The 18006-nt window shown below is 58.0% G+C and carries 15 protein-coding genes; 4 read left to right on the plus strand and 11 right to left on the minus strand.

From position 1 onward, the window contains the following. The first annotated feature begins 68 nt into the window (after window positions 1–68). The 3 genes from RA28_RS16630 (at window position 69) to RA28_RS16640 (ending at window position 3772) form a co-directional block, all read left to right on the plus strand. Complete coding sequence (locus tag RA28_RS16630; protein ID WP_039531770.1) at window positions 69–641, plus strand: lipid-binding SYLF domain-containing protein; 573 nt, start codon at window positions 69–71, stop codon at window positions 639–641. 161 nt (window positions 642–802) lie between these two features. Further along, window positions 803–3265 carry a penicillin acylase family protein gene (locus RA28_RS16635; protein ID WP_039531014.1) on the plus strand — a complete coding sequence of 821 codons (2463 nt, stop codon included), beginning with the start codon at window positions 803–805 and terminating at the stop codon, window positions 3263–3265. Between the two features lie 96 nt (window positions 3266–3361). Further along, window positions 3362–3772: a nuclear transport factor 2 family protein gene (locus tag RA28_RS16640; RefSeq protein WP_039531018.1), complete on the plus strand. Its 411-nt coding sequence runs from the start codon at window positions 3362–3364 to the stop codon at window positions 3770–3772. Here the strand turns inward: RA28_RS16640 and hflX are convergent. The 4 genes from hflX to trkA form a co-directional block, all read right to left on the minus strand. Further along, complete coding sequence (gene hflX, locus RA28_RS16645) at window positions 3761–5032, minus strand: GTPase HflX (RefSeq protein ID WP_039531021.1); 1272 nt, start codon at window positions 5030–5032, stop codon at window positions 3761–3763. The genes RA28_RS16640 and hflX overlap by 12 nt on opposite strands. Beyond that, on the minus strand, window positions 5032–5271 hold the full coding sequence (gene hfq / locus RA28_RS16650; RefSeq protein ID WP_005982826.1) for an RNA chaperone Hfq: 240 nt from the start codon (window positions 5269–5271) through the stop codon (window positions 5032–5034). Before hfq ends, hflX begins: the two co-directional genes overlap by 1 nt. A gap of 132 nt (window positions 5272–5403) precedes the next feature. Next, a complete protein-coding gene (locus RA28_RS16655) occupies window positions 5404–6942 on the minus strand; it encodes a TrkH family potassium uptake protein (RefSeq protein ID WP_039531029.1) in 1539 nt (512 codons plus the stop codon). Then, entirely contained in the window at window positions 6942–8318 is a 1377-nt protein-coding gene (gene trkA, locus RA28_RS16660) for a Trk system potassium transporter TrkA (protein ID WP_039531032.1), read from the minus strand. Before trkA ends, RA28_RS16655 begins: the two co-directional genes overlap by 1 nt. 96 nt (window positions 8319–8414) lie before the next feature. Between trkA and RA28_RS16665 the strand changes: the two genes are divergently transcribed. Next, window positions 8415–8894: a hypothetical protein gene (locus RA28_RS16665; protein ID WP_039531034.1), complete on the plus strand. Its 480-nt coding sequence runs from the start codon at window positions 8415–8417 to the stop codon at window positions 8892–8894. Between the two features lie 6 nt (window positions 8895–8900). Here the strand turns inward: RA28_RS16665 and RA28_RS16670 are convergent, their stop codons facing one another. The 7 genes from RA28_RS16670 to dusB all read right to left on the minus strand — a co-directional run bounded on the left by RA28_RS16670 (window position 8901) and on the right by dusB (window position 17985). Then, entirely contained in the window at window positions 8901–10070 is a 1170-nt protein-coding gene (locus tag RA28_RS16670) for an MFS transporter (RefSeq protein WP_039531037.1), read from the minus strand. 43 nt (window positions 10071–10113) lie between these two features. Beyond that, on the minus strand, window positions 10114–10710 hold the full coding sequence (locus RA28_RS16675) for a helix-turn-helix domain-containing protein (RefSeq protein ID WP_241481152.1): 597 nt from the start codon (window positions 10708–10710) through the stop codon (window positions 10114–10116). A 51-nt stretch (window positions 10711–10761) separates the two neighbouring features. After that, on the minus strand, window positions 10762–12171 hold the full coding sequence (gene ntrX / locus RA28_RS16680; protein WP_039531039.1) for a nitrogen assimilation response regulator NtrX: 1410 nt from the start codon (window positions 12169–12171) through the stop codon (window positions 10762–10764). Between the two features lie 2 nt (window positions 12172–12173). Then, window positions 12174–14456: a sensor histidine kinase NtrY-like gene (locus RA28_RS16685; RefSeq protein WP_039531042.1), complete on the minus strand. Its 2283-nt coding sequence runs from the start codon at window positions 14454–14456 to the stop codon at window positions 12174–12176. A gap of 99 nt (window positions 14457–14555) precedes the next feature. Continuing rightward, window positions 14556–15923: a sigma-54-dependent Fis family transcriptional regulator gene (locus RA28_RS16690; RefSeq protein ID WP_039531045.1), complete on the minus strand. Its 1368-nt coding sequence runs from the start codon at window positions 15921–15923 to the stop codon at window positions 14556–14558. After that, the gene (locus RA28_RS16695) at window positions 15923–17005 is read right to left on the minus strand and encodes a two-component system sensor histidine kinase NtrB (RefSeq protein WP_039531048.1); all 1083 of its coding nucleotides are present in this window, start codon (window positions 17003–17005) and stop codon (window positions 15923–15925) included. The genes RA28_RS16690 and RA28_RS16695 overlap by 1 nt, the downstream gene beginning before the upstream one ends. Further along, on the minus strand, window positions 17002–17985 hold the full coding sequence (gene dusB / locus RA28_RS16700; protein WP_039531052.1) for a tRNA dihydrouridine synthase DusB: 984 nt from the start codon (window positions 17983–17985) through the stop codon (window positions 17002–17004). The genes RA28_RS16695 and dusB overlap by 4 nt, the downstream gene beginning before the upstream one ends. Window positions 17986–18006: the final 21 nt, after the last annotated feature.

The raw sequence follows: 18006 nt of genomic DNA on the forward strand, positions 1-18006 counted from the left end.
ATTCGGCGTATTCTTGCACACAAGATCGGGAATACCCGGCATATCAGGCAGTTATACAGAGAAAAAACATGAGCAGTTCCAATTCTCCCCGACTGAATCGTCGTGGCTTTGCGCTTGGCATGGCCGGTCTGACATTTACGGCCGCGTGCGGTAACGGGGTCGGCAATTCAAACGCCGCCACCATAGATGCCCGCGTCGACGCAACACTGAACGAGATGTACGCTAAATACCCCAATACGGTCGAAATCTCCAACAAGGCGAACGGTATGCTTGTCATGCCACTGATCACCGACGCCGGATTTATTTTCGGCGGCGCCTACGGTCAGGGTGCGCTGCGCGTACAAGGCGCGACCGTCGACTACTATTCAGCGATTTCCGGCAGTGCCGGCTTGCAGATCGGTGCCCAGCAATACGCGCATGTGCTGTTCTTCATGACCGAGGACGCGTTGAACGATTTCCGCCGCTCCAGCGGTTGGACGGCCGGCGCTGACATCGGCTATGTCGTCGACGCCACAGGCGAGTCGATTTCGACCGATACGACACAGTTGCGCAAACCCGTTCTGGCAGCCGTATTCGGACAAGCGGGTCTGAAATTCGGCGCGACCGTCGAAGGCACAAAGTACACACGGATTATTCCGTAAACCCAGATACCACTCCCCCCACTTCTGGACCCCGCCCATGATTGTGGCGGGGTTCTTTTGTTGTAATCGGGCTGAGTTTGGAACGACTATGATCTTTCAGTCCCGGCAGGCTTACTTTAGTCTTCTTACCAACTGATAATCGCAGGAAATGTGGGGCAGGAATGGGTCTGGTTTTTCGCTGGCTGATACGAATTGCGACAGGGCTTGTCCTGTTGACGCTTGCGGCTATTGGGCTTGTTTATTTCCTGGCCAGCCAATCCTTGCCAGATTATGACCAAACCGTCGAAGTCCGGGGAATAACCGCCCCGGTCGAAATCGTCCGCGATACAACAAATATCCCACATGTATTGGCGCAGAATGATCCGGACGTGTTCTTTGGTCTGGGCTATGCTCATGCTCAGGACCGGCTGTGGCAGATGACCGTGTTGCGGCGCACGGTTCAGGGGCGATTGTCCGAGGTGTTCGGACAGCGCACGGTGCCCGTCGACAAACTGCTGCGACGCCTTGACCTGTATGGTCTTGCCCACCAATCCGTTGATGTGCAGGACGAATACACCAAGGCCGCGTTGCGTGCTTATGCAGCCGGAGTAAATGCCCGTCTTGACGAGATTAACGAGATGGCGCTGGGCCGCGGTGCGCCCGAGATGTTTCTGTTCAACGCGCCTGTTTCTCCGTGGCAGCCCGGAGACAGTCTGGCGGTCATCAAGCTGATGAGCTTGCAATTGTCCGGGCATCTGAAGGACGAGGTTCTGCGCGCACGCACGTCGCTGATGCTGGACGACCCGTCCCGCCTGTCAGACATCCTTCCTGATGTGCCCGGGCCCGGGATTGCAGCGCTGCCTGAATACGCAAGCCTGTTTCCTGACGTGCCCCGCTTTGCACAAGGTACACCGATGCCAGACACGCCGCTTTCACCATTTCCTGAACGCGGGTTGGCGGGGGCATCAAACGCTTGGTCTGCTGCCCGGTCGCGATCCGCGAGTGGCGGTACTTTGCTCGCCAATGATCCCCATCTGGGATTCACCGCTCCGGGCATCTGGTATCTGGCACGGTTGGAACTGGCCAAGGGCGGCGTTATCGGCGCAACCATCCCCGGTGTTCCGGCCATCATGACCGGTCGCAGCGACAGGTTGGGATGGGGTCTGACCTCATCTTATCTGGATGACCAGGACGTCCATATAGAGAAACTGAACCCCGACAACCCCGAAGAATATCTGACGCCCGATGGATACCAGCCGTTTCGCGCGCGGCCTTCGATAATCGAGATCAAGGACGCTGCCCCGATCACCCTGAAACTGTTGTGGACAGAAAACGGGCCGGTGTTGCCGGGCACGCATTACGATCTTGAGACGATTACCCCTCCGGGGCATGTCGCCTCGCTTTCGTGGACTGCGCTCAGCCCCCGCGATACCTCGATGACGGCCTCGATGGCGTTGATGCAGGCCGACACGGTGCGTGAGGCGATCACAATCGCCGAAGATTTCATCGCGCCATCGCAAAACCTGTCTTTGGTGGACGAAAAAACGATCGGAATGAAACTGATCGGCGCGATGCCAAGCCGAGACCTGAACAATCAAAGCCGGGGACGCATCCCGACACCGGGCTGGTTGCCCCAAAACAGATGGCAGGGTCGCCTGCCCTATGCGGACAATCCGGAGTTTGTGGCGCCTATTGGCGGAGTGCTGGGAAACACCAACAACAAGATCATCGATCGTCCCTTTCCCTTGCATGTGTCCTACGAATGGGGAGACACCCAGCGCGTGCATCGCTGGGAACGCCTGATGCAATCCCGCGAGGTACACACTCGCGACAGCTTTATCGAAGCCCAGTTGGACACGGTCAGCTTCACTGCGCGTTCGCTTTTGCCTTTGGTCGGTGCAGACTTGTGGTTCACTGGGGAATCCGCACCGGAAGGCACTCCAGAGCGGCAAAGACAGATCGCACTGGACCTGTTGGCCAACTGGAACGGTGAGATGAACGAGCATCTGCCGGAACCTCTGATCTATGCAGCATGGCTGCGTGCGTTGCAGATCCGGCTGATTTCGGACGAACTCGGGCCGCTGGCCAGCGAATATAAACATGTGGAACCGCTGTTTATCGAACGGGTCTACCGCGACATCGACGGCGCATCGGTTTGGTGCAATGTCCGCCAAAGCGCACCGGTCGAGACCTGCACGGACATGGCGCGACTTGCATTGGACGATGCCATAGTCTGGATCTCGGAACGCTATGGCAGCGCGTTGGAGTCGCTGCGGTGGGGCGACGCGCATCAGGCGACGCATGATCATCCGGTTCTGGGTAACGTGCCAGTGCTGCGGTATTTCGTGAACATTCGGCAATCCACCAGCGGCGGCGACAACACTCTGTTGCGCGGGCGCACCTCTGGCGAAGGCCCCGATCCTTTTCAGAACGTCCATGGCGCGGGCTATCGCGGTGTCTACGATTTTGCCGACCCCGACAGTTCGGTGTTTATCACGGCGACCGGGCAATCCGGCCATTTTCTGTCACGCTATTACGATGATCAGGCCCAGCTGTGGCGGCGTGGAGAGTATATTCCAATGTCGTTGGATATTGGCCTCGCACGCGCAGCAGCCGTCGGCGTGACGAACCTGATACCACGTTGACGGGATCGGCAAGTCCCCGCCCCTTTTCCCGCGCGACATGGACGAGACCGCATCGCTTCGCCTAGAGTCATGGCACTCGTGTCGAGGGGGACCAGTATGGCCAGCGTTCGTGACACATTGAACAATCTCGCACGCGATTACGCCATCGCTTGGAGTTCCGGCGATCCGCAGGCCGTCGCGTCTTTTTATGCGACAGATGCCAGGATTGTTTTGAACGGCGGCGAACCAATTCAGGGCAAACCTGCTATCGCCAAGATGGCTCAGAGCTTCTATAGTGAGCTCCCCGATCTGGAGGTCCGATGCGACATGATGCGCTGGGCCGGTGCGCACGCGATATTTGTCTGGACCCTTGAGGGCCACCATTCCCAAACCGGAAACCACATCGTCTCGCGCGGGTGGGACGAGTGGGAACTGGATGCCGACCACAAGGTCAAATCCTCGCTGGGATGGTTCGACACCGAAGACTATCGACGCCAGATTGATGGCGTCTTGGTCCTACAAAGCTGAATACTGCGCTGCCTGTTTGTCGGTCCACAGCACGGTGACCCGAAACCCGTCATCCGTTTGCTTTTCGTCCCGCACAACGTCCTGACGAAACAGCCAGGCGCGTTTGTCTCCCTCGGCAAAGCTAAGGTCCAGCGTGGTTTCGTGACGCACGCCCTGCAATTGGGTCGCTATCTCCGCCAGCAACGGCCCAACGCCTTCACCGGTTACGGCTGATATGGCGAAGATTGAGGCATCACGATCAGCGCGTGCCAGCGTCGCCTCGCGATCTTCGCCAGTCAACAGGTCAATCTTGTTCCAGACTTCCAGCCGGGGTCGGTCCTCTTCCACACCTAATGAGCTCAATATGGCCTCGACATCCTGTGCTTGCGCGTCGGATTCTTCGTGGCTGATATCACGCACATGGACGATCAAGTCCGCGCCAAGAACCTCTTCCAGCGTGGCGCGGAAGGCTGCGACCAATTCGGTCGGCAGGTTCGAGATGAACCCAACGGTGTCTGACAAAATCACCTCGGGCCCATCGGGCAGAACGACCCGACGCATCGTGGGGTCAAGCGTCGCAAACAGCATGTCCTTGGCCATGACCTCGGCGCCGGTCAGGCTGTTGAACAGCGTTGATTTGCCCGCGTTGGTATATCCAACCAAAGCAACGATAGGGTATGGAACCTTGGCGCGGGCTGCACGGTGCAGCGTGCGAGTCTTGACCACCTTCTGCAACTGGCGGCGCAACCGCACCAATTGCTCGTCAATCGCGCGGCGGTCGGCCTCGATCTGGGTTTCACCCGGACCGCCGACAAATCCCAAACCACCCCGCTGTCGTTCAAGGTGGGTCCACGCGCGAACCAACCGAGTACGCTGGTAGCTCAGCGCGGCCATCTCGACCTGCAGCACACCCTCGCGCGTACGGGCCCGGTCGCTGAATATTTCCAGGATCAACCCCGTCCGGTCTAAGATTTTGACTTTCCAAGCCTTCTCAAGGTTGCGCTGCTGGACGGGCGTGACCGGACCATCGATCAGAACAAGTTCGACCTCGTTCTCGTGAAATCGCTCACCAAGTTCGTCGATCTTGCCACTGCCAAACAGCAACCCGGCTTGGGCGCGCGGCAATCGCACAACTTCAGACCCGATCACATCAAGATCGGGCAAAGCGGCGGCCAATGCCACCGCCTCTTCCAGCGCCGGTTCCGAAACACGACGCTGTTCATCTGACTTGATTTCGGGATGCAGCACCCAAGCCCGGGTGCGCATCCGTTCATGTTCCATCAAGAGGCGTCTTCGCCCTCGTACAAGTTGATCGGCTGCGACGGCATGATGGTCGAAATCGCATGCTTGTAGACAAGCTGCGACTGTCCGTCGCGGCGCAGCAGTACGCAGAAGTTATCAAACCAGGTGATAACACCCTGCAATTTAACGCCGTTGATCAGGAAAATCGTGACCGGGACCTTTGCTTTCCGTACGTTGTTCAGGAAGGCATCCTGAAGATTCTGTCTGTCCGAAGCCATATTGTTATAATCTCGCCATTGTTCTTGCTACGCGCTGCGGACCAACGCGCTCCCTCTGGCGGAGTATGGAGTGGAGCGCGCAGATATTCCAGACGAAAAATTGTGCAGTAACACCAACGACCTGTTGTCAGGTCAATCGCGCCACAGCGATGGCGTGATCAGCGCGATGATTGCCAACGTCTCCAACCGGCCAATCACCATGGCGGCGCATAGCGTCAACTTTGCCCCAGCGGACAGGTCAATCAATCGGATGGGATCGTCTGTCGCCAGTTCGATCAAAGGGCCCGTCGTGCTGAGCGCGGCCACGCTCAGAACCATCGCCTGTTCAAACCCGACCCCCATCGCTGCCAGTAAAACGTCGAACACTGCCAAGGTCAGCGCAAACAGCATAAAAAATATCCAGGCTATGAACGCCCCATCACTTTGAATGCGTCGGTTGCCGCCACCTTCTCCGCTGACCGAGGACGGATGAATCAGTCGGTCGATTTCGCGCCGGCCATTGAGGTACAAAGCAAAAACACGCAACAGTTTGACGCCACCCGCCGTGGTCGCCACGCCTCCTCCGATCAGTGCGAGGCCCATCAGGATCAGACCCGGTGTTCCCAACCCGGACAATTGCTGCGCGTCATTCCAATTTGCGCTTTCGAAACCCGCGGTGGTCAAAAAAGCCATTACGGTGAAGAGCATACCCCAGATAACATGCAACGCCTGCCAAACAGTTATTTCCAAACCAAGTTCTGCCACGCCCGCCAGCACGCGGAAGAACAACAAGGCAGCAACCGCAAGGATAATGACAAGGCCAATCCGGAATTCGGGGTCTTTGTCCAACCGGGCATAGCCGCTTGTCGCGGTATCGGCGGAAAACGTCAGACGGGATAACGCGAAGAACAGAAATAAGAACAGGATTGCTTCGCCGGTTATGCCCGCCGTTGACCCTTCCAATCCACCAACCGGGGAAATACCCGACGTCGCCATTGTCGACATCGCATGGCAAACGGCGGTCAGGCCCTGCTCACCGGCAATCAACAACAGAACCCAAATGACAGCCGTCAGACCCGCATAAACCGGCGTCAAAGTCCGGGTCACACGGATCAGCAGCCCGCGGGGATCGGTTTTTTCACTTTGCGCAACGCCTGAAACAGGTCGACCCGGTTGCCCGCGCGCCGTGACCTCGAAGCCACCAAGAGACAATGGGGCAAGGATCGCGGCGGCGGCGATCCACATCAGCAATCCGCCCATCCATCCGACCAAAGCACGCCACAGATGCAACGGAGCCGTCAGCCTTGCGGGATCCGGGAACAAATCCGCCCCTGTGGTTGTCACCGCGCTGACCATATCGAAATACGCGTTCAAAAAGCTGGTTGTTCCCAAGGCATCATGAAAAGGAATCGCAAGAAACAGCGGCAATATCGTGAAGGACGCCAGCAGGACCGCCAATTGTCCCAACGTACCCCGCCGCGGAATCCGGTTCATCTGCGCGACTGCGATCAAAGTCACGACAAACAACCCAAGCAGACCCGAATAAAAAAACGATCTGGATGTGTCGTGATCATCCAGCGCCAGCGCATAGATCGCAGGCACCCACATCGCCAACGATGTAATTCCCCAGATCATGAGCAGCAGCGGCAAACGCCGCAGAACCCCGAACCTTTGTTCGCGCACCCGGATCATCAGAAAAAGTCGATCGAAACCTGCATCAGGCGTTCGACCTCAGGGACATCCTTGGCCAGCGCAAAGATCGAGACCACGTCCTTTTCGTCGATGCGCAAGCTGCCGGTGGGGCGAAGGACTTCGTCACCCTTGCGGACTGCGCCCACCAGCACACCCTCGGGGAAGTCGATGTCGCGCAGCTTTTGACCGGCCATGGGCGACGTTGACAGAACTTCGGCCTCGATGACCTCGGCCTCGGCGTCTCCAATCGAATAGACCTGTCGCACGCGTCCGTGACGAATGTGGCGCAAGATCGAACTGACCGTGGTGGCCCGAGGGTTGATATATGCATCAATCCCCAATGGCCCCATCAGTGCGACCATACTTGGATCGTTGATCAGCGCGATGGCCAGGGCGCATCCTTCCGCCTTGGCTTTGACGGCTGCCAACATGTTGGTTCGGTCGTCGTCTGTCACTGCCAGCATGGCGTCGGCCCGGTCGATACCGGCCTCTTTCAGCAGCGCAGAGTCCAATCCATCACCATTCAAGACAATCGTGCGTTCCAACGCTTCGGCCGCGATTTCGGCGCATTTGCGTTCCCGCTCGATCACTTTCGCACGTATCCGCCCCTCGCGCTCTTCCAGCGTTCGTGCAACCTCGAGGCCGACATTTCCTCCGCCGACGATGACAACACGATCCTGTTTTCGCTGCGCCTTACCGAACACCTCCATCGTACGGTCCACGTCCCGGACGCTGGTGAAAACATAGCATTCGTCACCTACGAACAGCTGATCCTCGGATTCCGGCGCAAACAGTGAACCCTCACGCCGAATGCCGACGACGATCGAGCTGAGGGTCGAAAACAAATCGGTCAGCTGACGCAACGGGGTGTTCACGATTGGGCAATCCTCATCGACGCGGATACCCAAAAGTTGCGCCTTTCCATCCATGAAAATCTCGGTATCAAAAGCTGAAGGCGCAGACAGGCGGCGCATGGCGGCGGCGGCAACCTCACGCTCGGGGCTGATGACAACGTCGATTGGCAGATGATCGCGGCGGTACAGGTCGGAATGGATCGCCTGAAGATAGGATTTCGACCGCAAACGTGCGATCTTGCGCTGGATCGAAAATACAGAATGCGCCATCTGACAGGTCACCATGTTCACCTCGTCAGAATGCGTGGCAGCAATGATCATGTCCGCATCCCGCGCACCGGCCCGGTCCAGAACGTCAGGATAGCTGGCAAACCCCGCAATGCCCTGAACATCCAGCGTCTCGGTTGCGCGGCGCACGAGATCGGGGTTGTTGTCGACGACTGTGACGTCGTTCAGTTCGCCCGAAAGGTGCCGCGCAATCTGCCAGCCGACCTGGCCCGCACCGCAAATAATGACCTTCATGTTTCTGGCCCTTCTGCCTGAAATCTTTGAATGACAGATGCCCCCAAAACGGTCAATTGAATTGTAATGAGCCTGTGAATACGGCAATGTAAGTGTATGAAAACAGTACTGCCACTGCTTGTTTGTCTACTAGTGTTATCGGCCTGCGGGCCTTTGTCGATGTATTATCGCGAAGGCGAGAGCGTGGCGCGGATGCAGTCGGAAACGACGGAATGTCGGGTTGATGCGTTAAAGGACGTGCCTGTTAACAATCAGGTCCGACAAAGCCCGCCGGTCTATTGGCCGGGCCGCTCATACTGTGACAGCCGGGGGCGTTGCTATCGCACACCAGGATGGTGGGAGCCCGGAAACATCTATACGGTCGACGTAAACAAAGGCCTGCGAAATAATGTCGAGGCGCAGTGTATGGCCCAAAAGGGCTTTCGCCCGATCAGCCTGCCGCCCTGTAAAAGTGGCGTGAAATCCCGCGTGCCGGCTGTGCGAACAACCACCCTTCCCCCGATCAGTTCCGAATCCTGCTTTGTGAAATTCAAGGATGGATCGTTTCAGATCATCACACCGGGACAGGCAAGCTAAGGCGGTTTAAGCCGCCACTTTTCGCTGTTGTGCCAACCACAGATGAACGCCAATCGCGGCGGCATAAAACCCGATCACGGCGGTAAGCATTCCCGCCTCGCCCGTACGCCATAAGATGGCCAGCAGTACGGGCGTTCCCAACAGGTTTCCCGCGTTGCCCATCTGAGCGATGGCGCCATAACCCAGCGCTTGCGTTTCTGCCGTGGTATTCAATTGCGGAACGGCGGCGAAACTGCCGCCCTGGACAAACCCCAACACGGCAAACAGGGCAATGCCGACGATGGGCAGCGGAAGCCCGGCAAATGCAGCCAGCAGCACGAGGACGCCCAACGCAAACCCGATGTTGACGACCGCAACGCTCGACAGGACGTTCAGCAGCAACGGAACCACCAACAACGACAAAGCGATACCTGCCAAGGGCATCAATCCTGCAATTGTGCCGCTGACCTCTTCTGGCAGGCGGCCCGGCAGAATCGCCAAAAGCGACACGAATGTCAGGGTGTAAAAAAACCATCCAAACGCCGGGGCCGCCACGAAAGGCGACCGATAGGTTTCCACGTGAACGCCCACCAACCCTCGACACCCGATCACAAACGTTCCGTGATCATCTGACCTGACCTGCACGACAAGCAGTGCAACCAGCCCCGAGATCAAAAGCATCAACGCGCCGTGAAGTGCGAAGTACAGCGAAAGCCCGAACCGATCGACAATAGTCAGGCCAAACCAGGCATTCAATGCAAACGCAACGCCGAAAAACGTGCTCCACAAAACCATCGCGGCATTGCGGGCTCGCCCCGTTGTGATTTGCGCAATCAGCGTCGGTGCCGCAACAACAATCGCAAGGTGCGAGATACCCTCGACCAGGCGACTGGCGAGCATAACGGGAAAGGAAAGCTCCAACGCCTGAAACAGGGATATGAGCCCGCCCAGTACAAGACCCCAGACCAACAGTCGCGTAGGTCCCACCCAACCCGTCAGAGCACCCGACAAGGCACCTAAAACGGCCCCCATAAAGCTGATGATCGACAGCATCCATCCAATCGACGCCGCGTTGTCGGGATACCGAATCGCGACGTCGGCAAAGGGAACGGCGATCTTGGCAAATTGCGTGGCTGCGCCCAGGCCGGCCAGCCAAAGCAAGATAACTTGAAAGAATGTGCGAACAGACGGGGACATGACCCGGTTGTAGCCGGACTGATCAAGTGCTGAAACGCATAAATTATGCGGCGTTCCCGCGCCTGCCGCTGACCAGTCGAACCGGTGTTCCATCCGATAGGTACAGGCGTTCCCATATGATCTGTCCCGCGCTGATCCGAATCCGGTCGTGTTCCGCCTCGGAGGTCAAAAAAGACTTGGGCGAAGGCGTATGCAGGTCCCACCAACCCTCTTGATCAAGTTCCGCCTCGGCGCTCTGGATTTCCTCGGTGGCAAATTGCCAAAGCGACACGCCAAGCAATGCGGATTGGCTGGTTTTCCAATCCCGCGCTCTGCTGGACGAATAGGCCAGACATTTATGGCTGGCTTCCTCAACCAGGTGCAGGCAATCCGCGGAGTTTACAACCAGCCGCTTGAGCGCCGAGTCATCGCATCTTGCCGGGCCCAAAGCCGAAAAGACCTGTTGTTGCGTATTGGGGCTTGGCGTTTGCGCGCCGCTTTCCCAACGCGAAACTGTCGCCTGATCGACCTGCATCACATGGGCCAAAGCGGATTGTTTGACCCCAACAGACCGGCGCAGCCGTTTCAAACGCCGACCAAAGGCCGGAAAACCATGCATGTGCAGCTTGATGCTGGCGGCTGGCGGCGGGTTGGGTTTCAATCGTTTTCTCCAACCGGAGTCATGACAGGATCAGGCGCAGCCCCAACCGCTTCATTCGGCAGGTTCCGGTTCGTCAATCTGGGCCACACGCGCACCGGATTTGTTCGACGTCACAACGCCCAACGACTTGAGTTTGCGATGCAACGCGCTGCGTTCCATTCCGACAAAGCTGGCCGTCCGACTGATGTTGCCGCCAAACCGGTTGATTTGGGTCAGAAGATATTCACGTTCGAATGCCTCGCGGGCCTCTCGCAAGGGCAGCGTCGCCAACGCCCCGGACAACACAACGCGACCGGATTCGTCTGATTTCTCTTCGTCGCTGGGCAACTCCCGGGCCTCGACAGGGCCGGTTCCATCGCCAAGGATCAAAACACGCTCAATCAGGTTTTTGAGCTGCCGAACGTTGCCGGGCCAGGTCATCGTCTGCAACAACGCAACCGCCTCGTCCGACAACTCCCGTATCGGCAAACCCTGGGTTTCGTTGCACACTTCAATGAAATGCTGCGCAAGCACCGGAATGTCCTCGCGCCGTTCCTCCAGCGACGGTACCGCAATCGGAACCACGTTCAGGCGGTGATAAAGCTCTTCGCGGAACCGGTCTGCGGATATTTCCTCTTCTAGGTCCCGGTTCGTCGAGGATATCACCCGCAGGTCCACACGGACCTTGTCGGTTCCACCGACGCGCTGGAATTGTTGGTCAACCAGAACGCGCAGGATTTTGGACTGTGTGCCCAACGGCATGTCAGCCACTTCATCAAAGTATATGACACCGCCGTGCGCCTCTTCCAGAAGGCCGGACTCGACGCCGCGTTCTGCGGTTTCGCGACCAAACAGAACCTCTTCCATACGCTCCGGCTCAACCCCGGCGCAATTGACGGTCACGAAGGGTGCGTTCGCGCGGTTGGAATGTGCATGGATATATCGCGCCGCGATTTCCTTGCCGGATCCTGCTGGCCCGCTGAGCATGACGCGTCCGTTCGACTTGGTCACTTTGTCCAGTTGGCCTTGCATCGCGCGGAACGACGCCGACTTTCCGATCATATCGGAGTTGCTGACCTCTTTCCTCTTGAGCGATGCGTTCTCGCGACGCAGCCGAGAGGTTTCCATCGCGCGTCGGATAACGACCATCAATTGATCGATGTTGAAGGGTTTCTCGATAAAATCGTAGGCCCCCTGTTTGATCGCCGCAACGGCGATTTCGATGTTGCCGTGACCCGAAATGATCACCACCGGCACATCCGGGTTGTCCCGTTTCACCGCTTTCAAGATATCAATTCCATCCATACGGCTGTCTTTCAGCCAAATATCCAGAATCAACAGCCCCGGCGGTTCGGAATTGATGGCGGCCATGCAATCGTCCGAATTGCCTGCCAATCGGGTGGAATAGCCTTCGTCCTCAAGAATATCGGACACCAGTTCGCGGATATCGCGTTCGTCGTCTACGATCAGAATATCGCTCATCTTTAGCCTGCTTTCAGTTTGTTCGTTTTAATTGCCTGTTTGCTTGACGCGGCAGTCGAGGTCGATCCGACCCCGGGCAAACGGATGACAGCCATCGCGCCAAAATGGTCCTGTCCGTCAAAAACGGGCGCATCTTCCAGTGTCAGCGCACCGCCATGTTCTTCGATGATTTTTTTGACGATGGGCAAGCCGAGACCCGTCCCTTCGTCGCGTGTCGTCACATAGGGCTCGAACAGTCGCGCCCGGTCTTCCGGTAGGCCGATACCGTTGTCTGCAATGGTGATAAGCGTTCCAGTCTCATCGCTGGTCACGGCCACTTTGATCTGCGGTTTCAGGTTTTCCGGAGCGCCTTTTTCCTTCAGTGTTCCAATGGCCTCTCCGGCATTCTTAATCAAATTGGTCAATGCCTGATTCAGCATGGTTGCATCCACATCCACCGTAACCGGCTGATCCGGAAAGCTCGCGTCAATCTGCACATCCGGCTGTCCGGCCTGCTGCAGCAGAACCGCCTCGCGCACCAGATCGACGATGTTTTCCTCATGACGTTCTGGCTCGGGCATACGGGCAAATTTTGAGAATTCGTCCACGATCCGGCGCAGGTCATTGGTTTGACGGACGATCACATCCGTCATTGATTCAAGGCTGGCACAGTCTTCCTCGTCGAGCTTGCGGGAAAACTTGCGTTTGATGCGTTCGGCGCTCAGTTGGATTGGGGTCAACGGGTTCTTGATTTCGTGCGCAATACGCCGGGCGACGTCGCCCCAGGCGGCCATACGCTGGGCGCTGACCAGATCGGTGACGTCATCAAAGGCAACCACATAACCTTCAAGCCCGCCATCCTCGCCCCGACGGGTCGCCATGCGCACAAGCAGGTTTTCGGCCCGGCCCTTGCGCGTCACTTTGATTTCACCTTGAACCGCCTCCTGCCCGCTTTGCTTGAGGTCTTCGAACAAAGGCAGAAATTCCGGCACGGCGATTCCGATTGCCAATTGGTTTTCGCCCCGCGACCAGTCCAGCAGTCGTTCTGCCGACCGGTTCACGAATGTGACACAGCCATCAGAGTCAACACCCACAACACCTGACGTCACAGAGCTCAGAACCGAGTCAAAAAGGCGTCGCCGACGTTCGATCTGACGTGTGTTTTCAAGCAGGGTGTCCCTTTGCCCTTTTAGCTGGCGGGTCATCTGGTTGAAGTACCGGCCTAGCATTGCGATTTCATCATCGCTGGCCTCTTCGATCACCTGAACGCTCAGATCACCGGCACCCACGCGCTGTGCAGCGGTCGTCAATCGGCCAACGGGGCGTGACAGACGTTCGGCAAACCACATGCCCAATGACACCGCCGCGAGAATAAGGATGACCGCAAAGCCCAGATACAACAAACCGAATTCGAACAGGACCCGTCCCCGCTCGCTTTCCAGTTGGCTGTAAAACTGCGCGGTTTCTTTCGTATCGTCCAGCAAGGTCAGCAATTCGCCATCAACCTCGCGACTGACATAGAGATACCGATCGGCGTATGCCTGCAAGGGAACCAAAGCGCGAAACTCGCTGTTGTCCCAGTCATCTATGATGGCAAGGCCGCTATCATTGGCTTGCACTATCTGCGCGGGCGTTGGTTCTTCGTAGTCAAAAAGATAGGAACGATCGCCCCGCGCCCGGATCTCGCCGCTGCTATCAATGACATAAGCCTCACGCAAACCCCGCTGAATAAGCGCCTGACCTTGCGCCAGAACCTCACGCAATTCCGCATCCGTGATGTAGAAATCCCGTGCGCGCGCGTTGTCCAGAAACCGCGCGAGAATCGACGCGTCCTGAGTCAGGCCTTGTCTGTGCTCTTGCTCGTAGGCTTCAGCCGCCGTCAGCGACGATCCAACGACTTGTCTGACGCGGTCCGAAAACCACCCCTCGAGACCGATATTCACAGTCAGACCGGCAAAAATGGCCACAGTGACCGTCGGCACCAGGGCGAGCAGCGTGAAGGCGCCGATCAGACGCAGGTGCAGGCGCGACCCTGCAGATTTCGCGCGCCGGGCCGCGATCAGGCTGCCCAACTGGCTGAGAACCAACGCAGCCACCACCAGAACGTAAACCAAATCTGCAAGTAGAATCAGGCGCAAGGTCGGTGCCGTTGCGCCCAAATCAAAAGGTCCGATCACAAGGTAGGTTGCCAGCGTCAGGACAGGTCCAAGAACCACGAGGCCAAGGCTGCCAAAATTGCGCAATCTCCGTGACTTACGCCACCGATTGATCGATAGGATCGGCCGGTTCTGTGCCCGGGTTGCCACCGTCTGCCCTCATTCTGATGTGCCGCCTGCGCGGCTAACCGCCATATGTCGTGGTCGTTTCCCGGGAAGTACCCGGATGCCACGGTTTGTGTGGCGATATTACATCAGTTTGCGGCGGCGTGTCACCTGAATATCGAGATCAGTGATCTTTTTCCGAAGCGTATTCCGGTTAATCCCTAACAAATCAGCACATTTTGCCTGATTGCCGCCGGTCGCTTCCAATGCAATCTCGATCAGGGGCGCTTCTACCTCGCGCAAGATGCGTTGATACAGCCCCGGAGGCGGCAGAATATTCCCATGCAGATCAAAATACCGGCGCAAGTGGCGCTCTACCGAAGACGACAGTTTTTCGCGCTCACCGTCCCCCAGCACGGGTTCAGCTTCGGGCTGCGAGCCCAAGGCCATTTCGACCTCAAGCTTCGATATTTCATCGGCGCGGCTGGTCAGGCTCAGCCGTCGGACCGCATTTTCGAGCTGCCGCACGTTGCCCGGCCACGAATACCGCCGGACCAGCTCCACCGCGTCGGAACTGAGCCAGCGTTTTGCACCGCTGTCACGCTCTTCCCGCGCCAGGAAGTGATCGGCCAGCAGGGTTATGTCATCCACCCGTTCGCGCAGCGCGGGCACATGGATCGTTGCCCCGCAAAGACGATAGTATAGGTCTTGCCGCACGCGCCCGCTCTCCATCGCGTCGGTAAGGTCCGACTGGCTGGTTGCCATGAACCGCGGGGCATGATCGCCCGGTGTGTCCATCATCCGTACGATTCGGGCCTGAATTTCGTCGTTGATGTCGGATATTTCGTCAATCAACAAGGTCCCTCCGCGCACCCGCGCCATGATGCGGGCGGGGCCCTCAAGATCACTCAGGTCCGCTGCGGTCGCTGTCACAAAGGGTAAAGTGCGTCGATCCGAGAAGTCATGAATAGCACGCGCAATCAGGGACTTACCGGTTCCACTTTCACCCGAGATCATAACTGACAAGTCGGTATTCATCACGCGCGCGACCAGACGATAAAGCGCTTGCATGACCGGCGTTCGACCCACCAGCGGCAGTTCGTCAGGGCGATCCCCGCTTTCGGCGATAATCTCGGGCTGGACCCTTTGCTTTTGATCCAACGCGCGCGCAGTGCGCTTCATCAGGTCCGGCAGGTCAAACGGTTTGGGCAAGTAGTCGTAAGCATCCGCCTCTGCCGCCTGAATGGCTGTCATGATGGTGTTCTGCGCCGAAATCACGATCACCGGCAGCCCGGGTCGGTCCTGCGCGATCTTGGGAAGCATCTCCAACCCATTGCCATCCGGCATCACCACATCCGAGATCACGACGTCGCCTTTGCCTTCTCCGACCCAACGCATCAGGGTTGTCAGAGATGAGGTCGCGTGAACCTTGCACCCCGCCCTAGTCAGGGCCTGCGTCAGAACCGTTCGGATTGTGCGGTCGTCGTCGGCAACCAGAACTGTGCCATCCATCAGATGCTCTCCTTGTTTTTGTCTTCCCGGGGCGCACGGCGCAGAGACAGACGGAACACGGTCTTTCCGGGCACCGAGTCCGCCGTGATCCAGCCGTCGTGGTCGGACACGATCTTGCTGACCAGCGCCAAACCCAGACCGGTGCCGTTTTCCTTACCCGAAACAAACGGGTCGAAAATGTCGCTGCGAATCTTTTCGGGCAGTCCCGGACCGTCATCGATGATCTCGATCTGCAACGGCAGCGAATGCCCCGACCCGTCACTGCGACGCAGGCGGAACGAATGTTCGAAATAGGTCCGCAGTCGAATCGAGCCGCCTTTCGGGTCTGCGGCCTCGGATGCGTTCTTCAACAGGTTCAGGATCACCTGAAGGAATTGATCCGGGTCACCATATGCCAACGGCAGCGAAGGGTCGTAGTCTTCGATGATGTTCATATGCGCGCCGAAACCCAACAGGGCCGAACGGCGGGCGCGGTCCAATACGTCGTGGATGTTGACGGGTTTGAAGTCCGGCTGCGACAGGTTGCCGAACTGCTCAACCTGTTCCAGCAACTTCACGATCCGGCGGCTTTCGGCAACAATAAGGTCTGTTAACTCAAGGTCTTGCGCGGAGATATTCATGCTAAGCAGCTGGGCAGCGCCCGTAATGCCCGCCAGCGGGTTCTTTATCTCGTGGGCCAGCATTTCCGCCATTCCGATCGCGGATTGCGCGGCGGATTTCACCGTATTTCCACGTGTCATCCGGCTGGCCAGTTCACGCGGTGAGATGATCATGATCATCGACCCGGGAAAGCCCAGCAACGGCGCGATCTGCAGCGCGCATTGCAGGGGTGCGCGGTTGCCGGATCCGACATCCACGTCATTTACGAACAGCGGCGTGCTTTGCTGACGTGCACGCAGGAATGCGGCTTCAAGCGGCGCGTCCACTGCGATCAAGTCCCAAACCGGATGCCCGATAACCGATCTGCGCGACGCGTTCAGGAACCCTTCGCCGGCCGAATTCACGTCCGTAATCTTGTCATCGGCATCTATGATGAAAGCCGGAACCGGCAGAGAGGCCCAAATACTGTGATCCGAGGTCACGCCGCCACCTCGTGCTCAGCCGACAGCGCATCACCCAGCAGACGCAAAACCTCATTTGGGTCGCGCGAGGTCAGAACGGATCGCCGCAGTGCGGCGGGCGTTCCGGCCTCATCCATATACCAGCCCAGATGCTTGCGCGCGACACGCAGACCCAATTCAACGCCGTAAAACGTCAACATTGCCTGATAGTGCCCCTGCACCATGTCAACCAGGTCAGACCCGTTCGGAACAATTGGCGCTGGTGCGTCGAAAACCTCGTGGCTGACCTGCGCCAGCATCCACGGTTTTCCCTGTGCCCCGCGTCCGATCATGACCCCGTCCGCGGCGGATTGTTCCAAGGCGGTTTGCGCGGTCTGCGCGTCCACGATGTCGCCATTCGCGACGACCGGGATTGAGACAGACTCCGTTACGGCGCGGATTGCGCGCCAATCGGCGCGGCCCTTGTAGAACTGGCATCGGGTACGCCCGTGGATGGTCACCATTTGAATACCGGCATCCTGCGCCCGCTTTGCCACATTCGGCGCATTCAACAGGCTATCGTCCCATCCCAACCGCGTTTTCAGCGTCACGGGGACATCAACTGCCGCAACAACTGCTTCAATGAGTGACAAGGCGTGGTCGGGCGTCTTCAGAAGCGCCGATCCCGAATAGCCATTTGTCACCTTCTTGGCCGGACATCCCATATTGATGTCAATGACCCGAGCCCCACGATCCGCAACCTGCCGCGCGGCTTCGGCCATCCAGTACGCTTCGCGCCCTGCCAACTGAACAGCCGTATTTTCGACGTCTGCTGACAACTCAGCCCTTTCCCGAACCCCCGGTTTGGCCTGCACCATCTCTTGACTCGCCGCCATTTCGCTCACGACCATGCCTGCGCCAAAGCGCATGACGAGGTCGCGAAACGGCCGGTCGGTGATTCCGGCCATGGGTGCCAGAAGCACCGGAGGGGACAGGTCCTTTTCAGCAAGACGCAGGGTCAATGTGCTTAATCCTTGGGCAAT

Source organism: Ruegeria sp. ANG-S4 (assembly GCF_000814005.1).
Classification (GTDB): Bacteria; Pseudomonadota; Alphaproteobacteria; order Rhodobacterales; family Rhodobacteraceae; genus Ruegeria.